This window comes from Paenibacillus sp. BK720, from assembly GCF_011761545.1.
Lineage (GTDB): Bacteria > Bacillota > Bacilli > Paenibacillales > Paenibacillaceae > Pristimantibacillus.
This window is the reverse complement of sequence record NZ_JAASRQ010000003.1, coordinates 318811-335526: the sequence shown is the minus strand read 5'-3', so window position 1 is coordinate 335526 and position 16716 is coordinate 318811. Positions and strand designations below refer to the sequence as shown.

General features: G+C 57.6%; 12 protein-coding genes. 2 read left to right on the top strand and 10 right to left on the bottom strand.

The genetic code is table 11. From position 1 onward, the window contains the following. Window positions 1-18 precede the first annotated feature (18 nt). Window positions 19-2436: a 3-hydroxyacyl-CoA dehydrogenase/enoyl-CoA hydratase family protein gene (locus tag FHT67_RS13530; RefSeq protein WP_167198901.1), complete on the bottom strand. Its 2418-nt coding sequence runs from the start codon at window positions 2434-2436 to the stop codon at window positions 19-21. Between the two features lie 100 nt (window positions 2437-2536). Beyond that, window positions 2537-4771 carry a (Fe-S)-binding protein gene (locus tag FHT67_RS13525; protein WP_167198899.1) on the bottom strand — a complete coding sequence of 745 codons (2235 nt, stop codon included), beginning with the start codon at window positions 4769-4771 and terminating at the stop codon, window positions 2537-2539. A gap of 423 nt (window positions 4772-5194) precedes the next feature. Between FHT67_RS13525 and FHT67_RS13520 the strand changes: the two genes are divergently transcribed. Continuing rightward, complete coding sequence (locus FHT67_RS13520) at window positions 5195-6013, top strand: electron transfer flavoprotein subunit beta/FixA family protein (protein WP_167199697.1); 819 nt, start codon at window positions 5195-5197, stop codon at window positions 6011-6013. A gap of 648 nt (window positions 6014-6661) precedes the next feature. Beyond that, window positions 6662-7645: an electron transfer flavoprotein subunit alpha/FixB family protein gene (locus FHT67_RS13515; protein WP_167198896.1), complete on the top strand. Its 984-nt coding sequence runs from the start codon at window positions 6662-6664 to the stop codon at window positions 7643-7645. A 103-nt stretch (window positions 7646-7748) separates the two neighbouring features. On the opposite strand, the gene FHT67_RS13510 is transcribed toward FHT67_RS13515, so the two are convergent. The 8 genes from FHT67_RS13510 to FHT67_RS13475 form a co-directional block, all read right to left on the bottom strand. Then, window positions 7749-8426: an SOS response-associated peptidase gene (locus FHT67_RS13510; protein ID WP_132311183.1), complete on the bottom strand. Its 678-nt coding sequence runs from the start codon at window positions 8424-8426 to the stop codon at window positions 7749-7751. Window positions 8427-8496: 70 nt separating this feature from the next. Beyond that, window positions 8497-9345 (bottom strand): AraC family transcriptional regulator, encoded by an 849-nt coding sequence (locus tag FHT67_RS13505; protein WP_012772486.1) that lies wholly within the window; start codon window positions 9343-9345, stop codon window positions 8497-8499. A gap of 289 nt (window positions 9346-9634) precedes the next feature. Continuing rightward, window positions 9635-10486 (bottom strand): hypothetical protein, encoded by an 852-nt coding sequence (locus tag FHT67_RS13500; protein WP_167198893.1) that lies wholly within the window; start codon window positions 10484-10486, stop codon window positions 9635-9637. A gap of 41 nt (window positions 10487-10527) precedes the next feature. Beyond that, window positions 10528-10683, bottom strand: coding sequence for a hypothetical protein (locus FHT67_RS13495; protein WP_167198890.1), 156 nt, complete (start codon window positions 10681-10683; stop codon window positions 10528-10530). A gap of 175 nt (window positions 10684-10858) precedes the next feature. Then, window positions 10859-11059: a hypothetical protein gene (locus tag FHT67_RS13490; RefSeq protein WP_167198887.1), complete on the bottom strand. Its 201-nt coding sequence runs from the start codon at window positions 11057-11059 to the stop codon at window positions 10859-10861. Between the two features lie 701 nt (window positions 11060-11760). Continuing rightward, entirely contained in the window at window positions 11761-13155 is a 1395-nt protein-coding gene (locus FHT67_RS13485) for a glycoside hydrolase family 30 beta sandwich domain-containing protein (protein WP_167198885.1), read from the bottom strand. A gap of 33 nt (window positions 13156-13188) precedes the next feature. Then, on the bottom strand, window positions 13189-14649 hold the full coding sequence (locus tag FHT67_RS13480) for a glycoside hydrolase family 30 protein (RefSeq protein ID WP_167198883.1): 1461 nt from the start codon (window positions 14647-14649) through the stop codon (window positions 13189-13191). Next, window positions 14636-16618 carry a glycoside hydrolase family 2 TIM barrel-domain containing protein gene (locus FHT67_RS13475; protein ID WP_167198880.1) on the bottom strand — a complete coding sequence of 661 codons (1983 nt, stop codon included), beginning with the start codon at window positions 16616-16618 and terminating at the stop codon, window positions 14636-14638. Before FHT67_RS13475 ends, FHT67_RS13480 begins: the two co-directional genes overlap by 14 nt. Window positions 16619-16716 lie beyond the last annotated feature (98 nt).

The window sequence follows — 16716 nt, the reverse complement described above, 5'->3', positions numbered from 1 at the left end:
ATCTGACCCTACTTCGCCCTAATTCCGCAGCGGCTTGCCGGAGGAGAGCATGTGGCTCATGCGATCCTGCGTTTTGCGCTCGCCGCAGAGGCTGAGGAAGGCTTCGCATTCCAGATCGAGCAGGTACTGCTCGCTGACCTCCGCTCCGGGCGCGGCATCGCCGCCGGCCATCACATGCGCGAGCTTATTCCCAATCAGCGCGTCATGCTTGCTGATCTGGCCGCCGAGCAGCAGGCTGTGCACGCCCATGCGAAGCACGGCTTTGCCCTCGCGGCCGGCCACGCGGACGCGGGCCTGGGGCTGCGGCGTGTAGCCGGCCCGGTCCAGTTCAAGCACGGCCCGCTTCGCTTCGGCAATCCGCGCGTCCTGCCGCATTATGACGCGGTCCTGCGGGCGCTTCAGCCCGATGCGGCCTACATCGAAGCCGCTGGTGGACGTGCGCGCCATCGCAACCGTCTCGAACAACGCGTTCAAATGCGGCTGAATGTCGCCGCCTCCTGCCCTAGCCGCAGCCATAACGGCAGCCTCTTTCGAGCCGCCGCCCGCCGGGATCAGCCCAACCCCGGTCTCGACGAGACCGAAGTAAGTCTCCGGCGAAAAAATAATCTGATCGGCCGGCAGGCACGCCTCGACGCCTCCGCCAAGCGTCATCCGGTGAGGCGCGGCGACGACGGGACGATCTAATTTTTTGATCGAAAGCATGCTGCTCTGGAACATCCGGATGATGTCCTCGACTTCGTCCCACTCGCCGTTTTGCGCCTCCATCAAGAGAAGCAGCAGGTTCGCGCCTACGCAGAAGTTACGTCCGTCGTTCGCAATAACAAGCCCGCGCCAATTCTTGCTGACCTCCTCGGCCGTCCGCCGGATCGCCGTCAGAATCTCTCCGCCGATGGCATTGTTCTGCGAATGGAATTCGAGACATACCACATCGTCGCCAAGATCGATAAGGCTCGCGTCCGAGGTGCGCAGTACCGTCCTGCCGGCTTCCTTAAGGGCAGCAAGCGAGATCTCATCCGGTGACAGCTCTTCGGCCGCATACCCTCCGCCCCCGCCGGCGTATACGAGCCGTCTGCCCTCCTGCACCTTATAAAAGCTGCCGTTTCCTTCCGCAATCCACGTCAGCACCCATTCCGGCACCGCGTCGCCTTCGGCCTTCATCCGGGCTACGGACTTCTCTAACCCAAGCGCATCCCACAGCTCGAACGGCCCAAGCTCCCAGCTGAATCCCCATTTCATCGCTTTATCGATATCCGTGATGGAATCGGCAATAACGCCAACCAGGGATGCCGAATAGAGGAGCGTGCGCTTAATCGTCTGCCAGGCGAACCGGGCGTATTTATGCTTCGGATCCGTGCCGATGAGCGCCCGAACCTTGCCGCCCGTGCCTTTCGCCGCCTTGGCCGCGTCGATGATTGGACCCTTTACCGAGCTCCGCGGCCGATAAGCAAGCGATTCCAAATCAAGCGATTCGATCTCGCTGCCGCCCTTCGGACCTCTTATTTTCCGGTAAAACCCGCCGCCGCTCTTTTCGCCCAACCGGCCCGATAACACCAGCTGCTCCAATAACGGAGGCCTTGCGAACGTCTCGCGTTCAGCCGCATCCGTGCTTTTCTCCCGGACATTATCGACGACGTGAAGCAGCGTATCGAGGCCAACCAGATCCAGCATCCGGAACGTTGCCGTCTTTGGCCGCCCCATCGCAGGCCCCGTCAGCGCATCCGCTTCCTCCACCGTAAGCCCGAATTTCAAAACCTCCTCCAGCGTCACCAGCATGCCGTACGTGCCAATCCGATTGGCTATGAAGTTAGGCGTATCCTTCGCCACAACCACGCCTTTGCCAAGCCGTTCCTCGCATAACGCGGTCAATAATGCCGTAACTTCCGGATCCGTGTCGCTCGTCGGCACAACCTCAACCAGCTTCATGTAACGCGGAGGGTTGAAAAAATGCGTCACCGCAAAATGCTGCCGGAACGCCTCGCTCCTTCCCTCCACCATCTCGGCTACCGATAAGCCCGATGTGTTGGAGGAGACAATCGTGCCCGGCTTCCACACGCTCTCCACGCGCTCGAACAGGCTTCGCTTCACATCCAGCCGCTCCACAACCGCTTCCACAATCCAATCCACCTCGGATAATCCCGCCAGGTGGTCCTCGAGATTACCAGCCGTAATACGCCCGGCGAAAGAAGGCTCATACAGCGGTGCCGGCTGCGCCTTCGCCATGCGTGCAACGGCAGCTTGGGCCAAGCGGCTGCGCACCTGCGGGGAAGCGAGCGTCAGTCCGCGTTTTTCCTCCTCCGGAAGCATGGTCTGCGGCACGACATCGAGCAGCAGCACACGCATGCCGGCATTCGCCAGATGCGCGGCAATTCCCGCGCCCATTACGCCGGAGCCGATGACGGCCGCGCGCCTTACTGTCCCCGTTCGATTCATCTGCATTGAATAGTCCCTCCTGAAAAGAATGATCCTGCAAATAGCGAGACAGCGGGTTCCTGATGGTTTTTGCTTCAGAAGCATGAGCTGTCTTTTTACCGGGCCGTTAAACTGTTTCTTTGCCAAACACGCTTGCCGCAAGCAGCTCCGCCACATCGCGTGCCGCCGTCTGCTCGTCGGCCTCCAGAAGCTTCAACCCGTCTTCCATCATCGTCAGGCAATACGGGCAAGCCGAGCCGATGACCGTAGGCCGCACCTCCAGCGCCTGCGATACTCTTGCGCGGTTAACGCGAACGCCGCTTTGCTCCTCCATCCACATGAGTCCGCCGCCCGCTCCGCAGCACATGCCGTTCTCGCGGCTTCTCACCATCTCTTCGATCTCGATGCCCGGAATCGCCTTCAGTACCTCGCGCGGTGCATCATAGATGCCGTTATAACGTCCGAGATAGCAGGAATCATGGTAGGTGACGCGTTCTTGGACGAGGTGCTCGGGCGTTAACCGCCCATCCTTAAGCAGGCGGGCAAGCAGCTCCGTATGATGCTCGATCCTGACGTCCGACGGAAGGCCGAAGTCCGGATACTCCTTGCGGAAGGTATTAAGCGTATGCGGGCAGGCCGTTACGATACGGGTTATCCCGTAACGGGCGATCGTCTCGATGTTTTCTCGGCACAGCTCTTGGAAAAGCAGCTCGTTGCCGATCCTGCGCGGCGTATCGCCCGAGTTCCGCTCCTCTGCCCCAAGCGTGGCAAACGACACGCCCGCCTGGTCGAGCAGCCGCACGAGATCATACAGCACCTTCCGGCTGCGCGTATCGTAGGAGCCCATGGACCCTGCCCACAGCAGAAACTGCGGCTTAGGCGCTCCCGCACGTTTAATTTCCTGCATCGTCTTCACGCGGACGCCGGTACGGCTTTCGCACTCGTCGATCCAGGCCGCGCGTTCGGCTCTCGGAAGTCCCCACGGGTTGCTTTGGCGCTCGATGTTTTGCAGCGCGCGCTGGCCGTCAAACGGCAGGCGGCCTTCCATCAGCACGAGATAACGGCGCATATCGATGATTTTGTCCACATGCTCGTTGCCAACCGGGCACATCTCCTCGCAGTTGCGGCAGGTCGTGCATGCCCACAGCTCCTCCTCGCTCATGACGTCTCCGATCAGCTCCAGCTCACCCGGCTTCGCTGCCTCCCGGGCATTCCAAGCCAGCTTCTGGGCCGTCATGGTCGGAATAATGGAGGTCACGCTTCCTTCGGGACTGTCCTCCCAGGACGGAATCAGCGCTCCCATCACATGCGCCCCTGCCGCCTGCCCGCCCATAAACGTTGGCACCCAAGGCGACTTGGACGTAATGGCGGCGCCTTTTTCCGTGAGGTGATCCCGAAGCTTGGTCATGAGATGCATCGGCGACAGCAGCTTGCCGGTATTCGAAGCCGGGCAAACATTCGTGCAGCGTCCGCATTCCACGCAGGCATACAGGTCGAGCAGCTGCTTTTGCGTAAAATGCTCGATTTTGCCCGCGCCAAAATACTCCGCATCCTCATCCTCCAGATTAAGCGGCGCCAGCCGGCCCACCGGCGCATTGCGCCCGAGCCACAAATTCACGGGAGCCGTCAGCAGGTGAAAATGCTTCGACTGCGGCACGTACACAAGGAAAGACAGTAGGACGAGCAGATGCAGCCACCAGAACAGCTCGTAACCCGCTTCCGACGCTATGCTTCCGGCAGGCACGCCAAGCTTCCCGATCCAGTCCGCAAGCACGGAGGAAACGGGGGCGAAACGGCCAGCTACGGCATGGGGATCTCCCGACAGCCGCTCGAAGGAAAGCGTCAGCAGGACCGTCAGCATCAGGCCGCCGATAAACCACAGCACAAGCGAAGGCTTCCAGCCGCGCTTCAGTCTTGGCAGCCGCTCGATATACCGGCGGAAAGCCCCGTACAGGACCGCGAGCAGGACAAGCGAGACCGTCAGCTCCTGCGACCAGGCGAACTGGCCGTAGAAGGGAAACGGAATCGGGTGACCGCTGAGCTTCTTCCAGATAATATCCGCCGCTCCAAACTGCAGAATGATAAATCCGTAAAAATAAATGAAATGCATGACGCCGCTCCGGATATCGCGCAGCAGCTTGCTGTGCCCGAGCACCTGTCCCGTTACCGAGGGACGTCCGGCTGCTTCCCTCCGCTCATCCGATGGCATCGCCTCATGGGCAGCCGCCCGGCCAAGCTTGATATAGCCCACCCTGCGCAAGACGACCGTAACAAAAAGGGCTGCGGCAAGCCCCAATATCGCCGCGAACAAAATCCACCTGAGTGCAGCTGTCGCAACATCTGCCGACCACCATTCCAGCAATGGCCACGCCCCCTTTTGCAGCCCTCGATTCGGACAAGCTTTTAAGCGTTGTGACTAGGAAAAACGGCTGCTCCATCCTAAGGCGGGAGAGCGCGTTTCAATCCGGTGAATTCCAAGTCGTGTTTGCAAGAAAAAACTTATTAGCGCTTAGAATTCAAGGAGAAACGGCTGTGCCGTCCTTAAGTGAATGGGCAGCATTTTCAAAAAAACCGCGGTGCTCCAGTATATGAGCCCGTTAGCATGAACATGCCGCCCCTTTCGCCGGTGCGGACGGTCTATTTGGCCGAGTTGACTCATATCGTAGCACTGATGGAAAGCGGTTTAGCCGAGCCTTGCAGCCGGCCGCGGCCATGCTGCGGGAGCGGCGTTTCAGCCCGGCGAGAATTGAGCATGGAACTATAGTCTGAGGAGGTTGCTGCAGTGCTGAACATTGTCGTTCTACTCAAGCAGACATTTGATACGGAAGAAAAAATTATCGTAAAGGACGGCGCCGTTGCGGAAGCGGACGCCAAGCTCGTCATTAATCCTTATGACGAATATGCCCTCGAGGAGGCGCTGCGCCAGCGCGAGGCGCATGGCGGCGAGGTACGGGTTGTCTCCTGCGGCGGCGACCGCTCGGAGGAGGCGCTGCGGACCGCCCTTGCGATGGGCGCGGATGAAGCGATCCGGCTCGACGCGGCTACCGTCGACAGCGGCGACAGCTTCGCGCTGGCCGCTGCGCTGGCGAAGGTTATCGAGCCGCTGAAGCCGGATCTGCTGCTGGCGGGCTTGTTCGCCGTCGACAGCGGCTCCGGGAGCGTAGCGCTCCAGGTCGCGGAGCGGCTTGGTCTGCCGCATGCGTCGGCAGCGGTGAAGGTTGTCATTGTAGGGCCGGATGAGGCGAAGGCATCCGGCGAGCTGCCGCCTGGCGCAGCGTCGGCGGCGAGGTTCGCTGTCGTGGAGCGCGATGTCGAGGGCGACACGGAGACGGTTGCGATCCCGCTGCCAGCGCTGATTACCGCGCAGCAAGGGCTCAACGAGCCGCGGTATCCGTCGCTGCCGGGCATAATGAAGGCGAAGCGGAAGCCGCTCGCCCGGGTGTCGGCAGCCGCAGGCGGCGAGGAGGAAGGCGCGCGGACATCGCGCCTGGAGTTGTTTCCGCCGGCGCCGCGCGCAGCCGGCCGGCGTCTCGCGGGGACGCCCGGCGAGCAGGCGGCGGAGCTTGTCCGCCTGCTGCAGGCGGAGGGCCAGCTGCCGCAGTGAGGCGGCTGCACGGCGTTAAACGTTAAGGCGGCTAATTAGAACGGAGTCCGTCCGATTGCTTGTTGTTAAGGTCCCTAAGGGACCTTAACGTGCCAAGTAGCCTGCTTTTTCAGCTGGTTAAGTGCCCTAAGGGCTCTTAACCTTGTGCGGACCCGACGACGTGGCAGCTTTTGCGCTCGTTTGCTGAATGTTAAGGCCCCTAAGGGACCTTAACGTGCCAAGTAGCCTGCTTTTTCAGCCGGTTAAGTGCCCTCAGGACTCTTAACCTTGTGCGGACCCGCCTACGTGGCAGCTTTTGCGCTCGTTTGCTGAATGTTAAGGCCCCTAAGGGACCTTAACGTGCCAAGTAGCTTGCGTTTTCAGCTGGTTAAGTGCCCTAAGGGCTCTTAACCGGCTGAGCCTAAGCTTACCTGTTTATTTACTTAATAGTTTGGATAGAACCGCCGCAGCTAAAAAAGCTTCACAAAGACTCGATGGAGCAGAAATGAGACCCTATGAGGGTCTTATCCTATACAGTCACCACTCCATCTGTTGCAATAAAGCCCTCCCAGGGTCTTATTGCCCCCATCCCCAAACAAATAGTTACTTTCAGCAACGTTTGCGATAAAAACTCATATGCAGTTCGCCTGCAACAAAGGAGGAAATAAGATGGGAAGAACGATACTCGTGTTCGCCGAGTGCCGGGACGGCAAGCTGCGCCGCGTAGCGCTTGAGGCGCTTGGCGCCGCGCGGCGGCTGGCCGGTGCGGACGGCTCGGTCCATGCCGTCCTCGCGGCTCCCGGCGGCGCGGCCGACGAAGCAGCCGCGCTCGCTGCGCGAGGGGCGGACGTCGTCCATGTCGCGGACGACCCGGCCCTTCGCGCCTTTTCGCCCGAGGCGTACATCGCCGCCTTGCGCGCAGCTATTGAAGCGGTAAGGCCGGACGCGCTGCTGCTCGGCCATACCGCAGCGGGGCGCGAACTCGCGCCCCGCGTGGCCGCGGCCATCGGCGCCGGCCACGTCGCAGACGTGACCGCCATCGACGAGACCGATGGCGTGTTCACGCGGCCGCTCTACGCCGGCAAGGCGTTCGAGCGGCGCAGCTTCACCCCGGGCCGGCCGTGGGTCGTCACGGTCCGCCCGAACAACTTCGAGCCGGCCGAGACGCTGCCGGCCGGCGAGCCGCAAGGCACCGTGCAGGCGCTGCCGTTCACGGTGCCGCCAATCCTGACCGCGGTGCGCTCGCTTGTGCGCCGCGCCGGCGGTCAAATCGATCTCGCCGAGGCCGACGTGGTCGTCTCCGGCGGCAGAGGCGTACGCAGCTCGGCCGGCTTCGAGCCGCTGCAAGAGCTTGCGGGCGTGCTCGGCGGCGCGGTTGGCGCCTCGCGCGGCGCCTGCGATGCCGGCTACTGCGGCTATGCCCTGCAGATCGGGCAGACCGGCAAGGTCGTTACGCCGCAGCTCTACATTGCCTGCGGGATAAGCGGCGCTATCCAGCATCTTGCCGGCATGAGCCAATCGCGCGTCATTATCGCGATTAACAAAGACCCCGACGCGCCCATCTTCAGCGTTGCCGATTACGGCATCGTCGGGGACCTGTTCGAGGTTGTTCCGCTGTTAACGGAGGAGTTCCGCAGAACGCAATCCGGTTAACTTGATGATTTTAAGCCTTCGCTTGCCAACCACCGGCTCCCGCCGCAACAAAAAAGGGACTATCCCCGCAAACCGTGAGGCTTGCGGGAATAGTCCCTTACAATTATTTCAGAGCAAAATCCGGGCGGATCTCCCGGACGCAGTCCGGAGATTCGTAAGCTTCGTCGTTCACCGCGTTAGTGACCGGATAAGCTCTCATGCGGTAGCTGTCCATCGGCTCCAGATGCTTGCGCAGCGAGCGGAAGTCCGAGATGCGGGGATTCAGCCAATCCTCCATCCCCTCTTCGTCCATAATGACCGGCACGTTAGGCTGCCATTGCGACATCGTCCCGGTTGCCGGGGCGGTAATCATCGTAAAAGCGCGCACTTCTTGCCCGCTGTAATTCCGCCATACGTCGAAGAAGCCGGCGATCCCGAACACTCTGCGGTTCGGCACCACGATATGCATCGCCCGCGAGTCCTTCTCCTTCTGCCCCTTCTGCCAGCCGAAAAATCCGCTGCACGGCACCACGCAGCGCTGTTTGCGCAGCATCCGCTCGAGGAAAGGCTTGCTGGACAGCATCGAGCTGTCGGCGTTTACGGAATCCTTCGCCCAGAACGGGAACAGTCCCCATCTTGCGTCATGCATCGTCCGGAGTCCCCAGCGATCGTTCATTACGATGGACACCGTCTGCGTCGGCGCTACATTAAACCGGTTCGTATAACAATTAATCAACTGCTCCACCTTAAAAGCCTCAATCATATCTCCAACATCCGCGGTAATGGAATAACGTTCAATCATGTGCAATAACCCCCAGCGCTTTTTAACCAAGTATTCTCTAAAGCGCGGGATGATTATGCGTTCATTTCCATTAATTCGTAAATCGTTTGCGGAATTTAAGCGGCGGCATGCCGGTCTGCGCGGCAAAAAGCCTGGAGAAATGCGGCGTCTGCCGGAATCCCGTCTCCTCCGCCACTCTTGCGATCGGCCAGTCCGTCTTGATCAGCAGCAGCTTCGCCTGGTCGAGACGGTAATACAGCAAATATTGCTGCGGCGTGCACCCGAACACCTCGGTCATGCAGCGGGTAATGTAATTGGTATGCAGCTGAAGCGCTTCGCTCAGCATCGTATTCGTAATCACGCTGCGGTAATTCATCTTCAGATAAGCGGCAGCGCGTTCCGCAACCGATACCCCGGCCTTCGCGGCATCCGAGCGCCATCCCTCGTCAAGCATCTGCAGCAAATGAAGAAATCGCTGCTGCCGTTCCCAAAAGGCGCCATGCGAGGAGCTTTGCGCCGCTTCATGCAGCTGGGAGAACAGCAGCTTCGCTTCGTCCGGAAACGATAAATGCATTTTTTTCGGCAGGCGGATGGCATACGTGTAATAATCCCCGCGAAGCGATCCCTGGCTTGCTTCCGTTTCCTCCCAGGCTCCAACCGTCTGGAAATGCACCCAGTCGAATACGGTCTCCTCTTGGCAAGGCTTAAACGAGTGATGCCAACGATCCGGGCGCAGTATAAGCACATCCCCGGCTTGAAGCGTCCAGCGGTTGCCCTCCTCCGCGATATAGAGCGAACCCTGCTGAACGAACAGCAGATCAAATACGCCCAGATTCGTCCGGTTCGGATGCTCTTCCCCCGCCTGATACGTTCTCCGATTCGATTCTATGAAAAATGGCAGCGGCGGCGACCGAAAGGTCAGCAGCAATTCCTCCGACACAATAAACCTCTCCTTGTTGTCTCAATGGTGTGTATGTATGCAAAAACTTCATAAAAGCTATTGCCATGTTACCGAAATCATAGCCATTTGTCTACAAACTTAGGGCAGAACGAATCTATGCAAGGTGAAGCGGTAATCCGGAGAATTCTAAGCCATGGATAAGAAAAAACTTAGAAACTCTTAGAACTAAAAAGAAAGCCCTATTCCTCCTCTTGTAGAAGAATAGGGCTTTCCGGTTGCATGAGCTGATTCCTCAACGTGGCTCAGGCACACAATGACTATTGAACGCTTAGATATCTAAATATTGAATGCCTTGAAACAAAGTCGCCATGTACAATCTGCCATCGCGCAGCTCTACGTCCGTTACCGGAAAACCAAGCTTTACGGATAGAAGCGCGAACTGATCCTGAATCATGCTGAGCCTGAACAGACCATGATCTGTGCACACATACGTATCAATGCCAATGGAGACAACGGAGAAAATAAACCTGCCGCTGAAGCGCACCCGTTCGAACCGGCCTCTTTTATCCCCGGCCAGCAGCTCTCCCTTATCGCTTGCTCCAATCAAATTCCCGCGAAACACCGACAGGCTGGTGACCGCCCGGCTCAGCTCGAACTCGGCCCATTCGTCCATGAACCGGTCATACAGCGATATTCCGCTCTCATGGCCAACAACGAGATATTGCGGCAGGTTCATGAAGTCGAACACCTTTTTGCCCGGACAGGCAAACTTTTGCCATTCGCCGCGCACCTCCGACCACAGCCCGTATTCGGTCGCCGCATAGCCGGTTCCGCCCAGAATGCGGTATTGGAAGCATGGGACGGCAAGTCCCGTATCTACCCACTCCTCATCCTCGAACAGGAATAGCCCTTCGCTCGTGCAGGCATGCAAAATACCGCTGTGCAGTTGAAGCCTGTTCACGCTTGCATGAGGCGGCAGCCCCGACGCCAGCTTCGTCCACTCTCCGAATTCGTTAATCTCGTATACGCCGTAACCAACCGAAGCGGCTATGATGGAATCCTGACTAACCCGTACCGACGAAAAAGGAAACAGCATCCAGTTCCACGGCTTGCCCTCGTGATTGATCCGTTCCGCCGAATTCCCCGGCTGACCGTTCTCATTAAACCGACTTTCCTTCACGTTTTCAGCTCCAATGCTATGTAAGGCCCGCGTCCGCAGGCTTACTTATTTTGTTCTTTCTGCTCATCTGCTGCATCGTGAATGATGATGGACTCGACCTGCCACGGGCTCGCTTCCCGTTCTTCACGCTCCGTCTGACGGACTGGATGTATTTGTTTCTTCTTCTTCTTCAAGACCATTTCATACAATAAACCCAACGTTAGAACCTCCCTTTGTGCGAAGCCCGGACTTACCCGGTGGTGCGTTTAACTTGGTGTATGCTTCCGCAAGAAACATTAAACCATCTAGTCCATCTTTTAATGATAATGATTATCACTTTCGTTAATAACATGATAACCATTCTCAATAGGGCTGTCAACCGTACCCAAGTCCTTAATCTTTGCGCATCTTTTTCACGCTTTTGGGGTACAGGTTCAGATCCGTTATATTCGACACCGGCAGCAGCCATGCCTCACCGCATGACTGCCCTCGTTCGCAAATGCTGTGCATAATGTTACAATGTATGCCCGCTCCCGCCAAAATATCTGCCTTGCTGACAAATTTTCCGTCCAACTTGTCAGACCTGCTTGTCATTGCATTGCTCCTTATGCAGCCTATTTCCATCATTTTAGCCACATCTGCTTTCTATGCTGCACGAAATGCAGGGTAGGTCCCTTTTGGGCCTCGAAATGGGCCTGTCTAAGTGAATTATCCTGCAGATCGTACAGCATAAAGGGACAAAACAGGCGTTTAGGGCCGATTATGCTGTAAAACGTACAACGTATCCGACGCGTGAAGTACCCGGCTGGCGGAGCTAGGTACGAGGTATCGCATAAGGTCGCCTTGCGCGAGGCTCAGGGTAAACGTGCAATGCGGCGTGAGTTCCTTGATCGAGTTGCGGTACCAGAGTTACGGTGTGAAGCCGGGCGCAAACGAAGTGCAGCTTGGCGTGCGGGTATGCTGTGTAGCCTATGTGGAGTGTCGTGTACGGAGTGCTAGGCTTGGAAGTCGCCGATTGTTTATCCTCGGGTTATATTGGTGCGGGGACGTATGCCGTGCATCTCGGTCGAGTCGTCGCTTGGCAAGCCCTGTCCGCGGTCGCGCTTGACACCATCGGCAAACGCCATGGCGTACGCGCCTTCTCCGTGCACCCGGGGGTATCGCAACCGAATCTGCAGCTCTTCTTATCGCAAGGGGAGCTCGACTCCTTGGACATGTTCAACAAGTCGGGCAAGCCGTTAAGCATAGAAAAAAGGCTGTCCCCATCAATGCCTTTGGGAACAGCCTTTTCTCTATTACTGCCAGCGGTACGTGCCAACGGTTCCGGCAGGAAGCGTCGCTAGGAACTGCTTGCCGTCGCAAAGCACGCGGAACGATTGCTCTTCCGCCGTTTGATTGACAACGACCATAACAAGGCGGCCGTCCGGATTGCGGAACGCTACGTTGGTTACCGTCTCCGGCGAGCCGTAGGTGCTGCCGATCCGGTATGCGCCGCGCTCGACAAAGCGGGAGTATTGCGCAAGCAGGTTAAATTCCGGCGTGCGCCAGAAGCGGCTTGGCTCATCCGCATCCTGCACGAGCATCGTTGGACCGGGCTGCCCCAGCCATTGATGTGTGCCGATCTTGCTGTCGAGCATCGTTACCCAAGCGTTATAGCTGCTGGCATAGTTGCGGAAATATTGCGCCATCCGGTCCGCGCCGGCCGTTCCCCACAAGGAACGCTCCGTCAGGTAAATCGGCTTCTCCGGATAAGCCGCATGAATCTCGCTCATCACTTCCGGCGAGCCGTCATAGTCATGCAGCGCGATGCCGTCTACCGCCGCATAGCCTTCCGAGTCATTCAGAATCGGCGTGACATAGCCCATCGCATCCGCAAAGTTGTGATCGAAGATCCAAAGCTCCGTCGCCAGACCATACTCCTCGAACTCGCGCTTCAGCGCAATCGCCAGCTCGCGCTGACGTTCGGGCGACATGTAGCAGCTTGGGTAGTCGGTCTCGAGCAGCGGCTCGTTTTGCAGCGTCATCGCGCTGACCGGAATGCCATGCTTTTCGTACGCCTGAATGGCCATGCGATAATATTTCGCCAGCGCTTCGGTATACTCGGCGCCTTCCTTCAGGCGTCCCCGCTTCAGATCGCCGTTCGTCTTCATCCAGGCGGGCGGGCTCCAAGGCGAAGCGAAAATTTTCGCATCCGGCATCGCCTTCAAGAGACGCTGCACCGTCTCGAAAATCGACAGCTCGATGTCCTTTTGCACGCTGAAACGCTTCAGCTCGAAGTCGGTCTCTCCCTCGGGAATATCGTTATACGTATAGAAAGGCTGCGCGGTGAAATCCGAGGTCCCGATCGTAATCCGGAACAGATTAAAGCCGAGCCCTTTCTCCTTGTCCGCCAGCTGCTGAATAAAGCTCGCCTGCGAAGCGGCGTCCATCTTCAGCAGATTGTTGATCGTTGTTTCTTCCAACGATGTTCCGATCCCCAGCATTTGCTGGTAGGCATGGGCAGGCGTTACTAGAATCGTAGTCAGATCCGAGACAGAGGGAGCGGTTAATGCCAGCTTCGGCTGCCCGCTTAACGCATAGGCCGGGTCCGTTGGCCCTTCAAACCAGCGGGTGCTCCCAGGGGTCATTTCCGAGCTGAGCCAAACTTCAACTTCTTTTGTCGTTACTGCCGTTTTAAGTATCGTAGACACTTGCGTCTCCTCCTCTATCCCTCTTAAGTTTTGTTATTTGCCGTTGTCCGTTCCCGGCCATACAAACGTAGCCACGGCGCCTGCCGGCATGGTGTACGCAAACGATTTGCCGGCGTGCTTAACCTTTAAATCTTTGTCCTCGCTTGCCGCGTTTAGCGCAACCAGTACAATAGATCCGTCCTGATTCTTGAAGGCGACCTGCTCGATCTCCCCGCTCACCGACTCGCCGGATTCAATCCGGTATGCGCCGGATTTCACGAATTTGCTCGCATGGCCAAACGAATAGTATTCCGAGTTTAACGTTACGTCGCCGGTGCCCTGATTAATCGTCACGACGCCCATGCAATCCTTGCAGCCGCCAATCGTGGGCCCATAGTTCTCGTCGAGCGCAAGATTCCATTTCAGGACAACCTTCGACCAGTTGCGGGTTGCGCCGATAATCAGATTTTCCATATCCCATTTCAGGTTGCCGCCGAAATCCGTTGACCAAGCGCCGCCGCTGCTTTCGGTGAAATAGAGATTTTTGTCCGGGTAAGCTTCATGCACCTGCGCCTGATTGCCAACCTCGCCCGCATAGCCGTGGAAGGCTGTTCCGTCTACATATTTCGAAGCATCCGGATCGTTCAGAATGGTCAGCGGATAATACGGTTCATCCCAGTTATGATCCCAAACGACGATCTTGGTCTTGATGTCGTTCTTCTCGAAAGCCGGGCCAACAAAGCTCTTGATCAGCTCGGCCTGCTCGACCGGCTCCATCCGCATGCCCGGATAGTCATCCGGCGTGTAATGCGGCTCGTTCTGAAGCGTAATCGCGTCAAACGGCACGCCCTCCGCTTCGTATTCCCGAATCATTTTGACAAAATAATTCGCAAACGGCTCATACGCATCCGGCTTCAGGCTGCCCCCGATAACGGAGTCGGTTGTCTTCATCCAGCCCGGAGCGCTCCACGGACTACCCATCAGCTTCAGATCCGGGTTGATCTTAAGCGCCTGCCGAAGCGTCGGAATAATGTACTCCTTATCGTGATCGATGGAGAAGTTCTTCAGCTCAGGATCGTTTTGACCGGCCGGCATATCGTCGAAGGTGTAGTTCTTCACGGCAAAATCCGAAGCCCCAAGCGGCACGCGCATATAGCTGATGCCAATTCCCTTATCGTGGTCGAACAGCTTGTTCATCAGCTCTTCCCGCTGCGTATCGTTCAGCTTGTTCGCAATCAGCCAAGCCGAGGAATCCGTTAACGAAGCGCCAAAGCCATCCATTTGCTGATAGACCTTCCGATCATCGACTGTAATGACATTCTCTTCGGAATCCTTGGCCTTGGTCAGCTTCAGGCTGTCCTCCTGCTGCAGCAGCTTGCTCTTGTCCGGGGTGGTCAGCCACACCTGGACCTGCCCGCCAGCCGAGCTCGAACTGCCCGAGTTCCCATTGCTGCAGGCCGTGGCCAGCAAGGCAACCAGGAGAACGGAAAGCATCAATGCGCTAAACCTTCTCATTCGCCGCTCCCTCCAGCTTTTGACCCAAGCCGCCTTTAAGACGGGTAATTGCGCCATAATCGCGGCGGATGAGCGGTGCAACCGGCTTCTCCGTGCTGCGGTCCATATGGATAATGCCAAACGTATCGATCCAGTTGTTGTGATTCACGTACCAGTCGTACATAATCCAGAAGTCGATGCCGGCTACATACCCGTCCGGATTGTCCTCTCCCTCTGCAGTCAGGGTCCCCTTCTCTATCAAGGCGCGCAGCGTCTCTTCATAAGTAAGGACCTGCTCGCCTTCGTTGCCGTCGGAGGACCAATGGCCGAATTCGGTATTGAGGATCGGCTTATCCGGGTAGATGCGGTTTGCTTCCTCCAGGAACTGCCGTGTCCCTTCGTAATACGTCCCGCCATGGAAAATGCCAAAATACATCGTCCAAGCCGCTACATCCAGCGGCGCCATCGACGGATCATGGGGACCCGGCTGGTCGGCTGCCGAGCTTTGGGTCAGCAGGCGTCCGTCATTGTAATTCTCCCTTAAGTCGCGGACCAGGCGTTCGTTATAAGCGAGGCGAAGCCATACGTCCTTGGATTCGTTCTGCGTGCTCCACATGAGCACGGACGGACGGTTATACTGGGAGAACACCATCTCGCGCCACATCTGATCGGCAAGACGCTTCTCGCCTTGCGCTTCGTAATGCTCGGTCTCGAACTGCCATAGCGGAATTTCGCTCATCGCCATAAAGCCCATCCGGTCCAGCAGCAAATACGTGTACACATGATTCGGATAATGTCCGGTTCTAACCATATTCACGTTCAGCGCGCGAATCTGCTCCAGGTCCGTCCGAATGCGGTCCCATGCCGCCGTCCGTCCGGTATCCGGCCATTCCTCATGACGGGCGATGCCGGCCATAAAGACGGATTGTTCATTGAGCAGAATTCGGGTCTTATCCGTCCGTACCGTCCGAATGCCGAATTGCGTGCTGAACGAGTCCTGCGCTTGTGCCACAGATCCTGCCGCCGTCAGCCTGAAGGTCGCGACATACAGATTTGGCTGCCAGACCGACCACAGCTTAGGCTCCCGGACGGTTACCTCGAACTGGACGACCTTTACTTCATCCGGCTGCAAGGTCAGTTCACTGTGCATCGGCTTATCCGTAACGGCCGGCACGCCCATAAGCGTGGAGGCCAGCGGAGAATCAAGGAAATTAGGCGCTTCCGGGTCCGCCTCCAGCAGACTTCCTTCCAGCCCTACTTGAACCGCAGCTTTGCCCCGGTTATGCAGCACAACCTTCACGTTCAGCCTGCCGCTGACATCCAGCGGAACGATATCCGCCCGGACGATCGCGGCTTGAGGAGTGATTTCGATATAGAGATCATGGATAATACCCGTATAATTGAAGAAATCCGTTCCCGCATCGGCCGGAATCGTATCCGCGCGGCTTCCCCATGGCGGGTTGTCGACGCGGATGCGGATCTCGTTGTCTCCCGTGCGCAAGTACGCCGTAAGATCAAAAGCAAACGGAGTAAAACCGCCCTCATGGCAGCCCACCCATTCCCCGTTGATCCAAATATCGGCTACGTAGCTGATGCCAAGCGACTTAAGCGTATAAGCATAACCTTCGTTTTTGCTTGCAATCGCGAATGCTCTCCGATACCAGACACCGTCCTCATACGTTTCCGCCGCATTCGCTTCCGGCAAGCCGGTCAGCTTGTTTTCCGGCGATGGGACCGCATGCGGCTGCCACTGCTCCGTTAGATCGCCGCTTACATATTCCCCTTCCCGTTCCTCCAGCTCCGCCAGCCAGCTATCGCTTCGGGCCGCCATCGAGAAATCGTGGTCCATCGACAGACGGCGCTTGCGCCACTCGCCGTTCAGCGTGATCTTCTCTCTTGTCTGCGGCTCGAAGGAAGGTACCGGAATGCCGTTCTGAAACGGAACGTTTACGCCATTTAAGTTTTCCAGCGTTAAAGTTGTCTTCAGCATGATGTCTCTCCTGTCTCTCTTTCATTGAGTGAAAATAAAAAAGGAGGATGAGGACGAATGCGTACGCCGATCCCTTACGCACAGGTCACACATCCCCC

Excerpts from the sequence above, each read along its gene's own strand:
- FHT67_RS13530 (WP_167198901.1), bottom strand. The coding sequence starts at position 2,436 with ATGCAGATGAATCGAACGGGGACAGTAAGGCGCGCGGCCGTCATCGGC.
- FHT67_RS13515 (WP_167198896.1), top strand. The coding sequence starts at position 6,662 with ATGGGAAGAACGATACTCGTGTTCGCCGAGTGCCGGGACGGCAAGCTG.
- FHT67_RS13510 (WP_132311183.1), bottom strand. The coding sequence starts at position 8,426 with ATGATTGAACGTTATTCCATTACCGCGGATGTTGGAGATATGATTGAG.
- FHT67_RS13490 (WP_167198887.1), bottom strand. The coding sequence starts at position 11,059 with ATGACAAGCAGGTCTGACAAGTTGGACGGAAAATTTGTCAGCAAGGCA.
- FHT67_RS13480 (WP_167198883.1), bottom strand. The coding sequence starts at position 14,649 with ATGAGAAGGTTTAGCGCATTGATGCTTTCCGTTCTCCTGGTTGCCTTG.
- FHT67_RS13475 (WP_167198880.1), bottom strand. The coding sequence starts at position 16,618 with ATGCTGAAGACAACTTTAACGCTGGAAAACTTAAATGGCGTAAACGTT.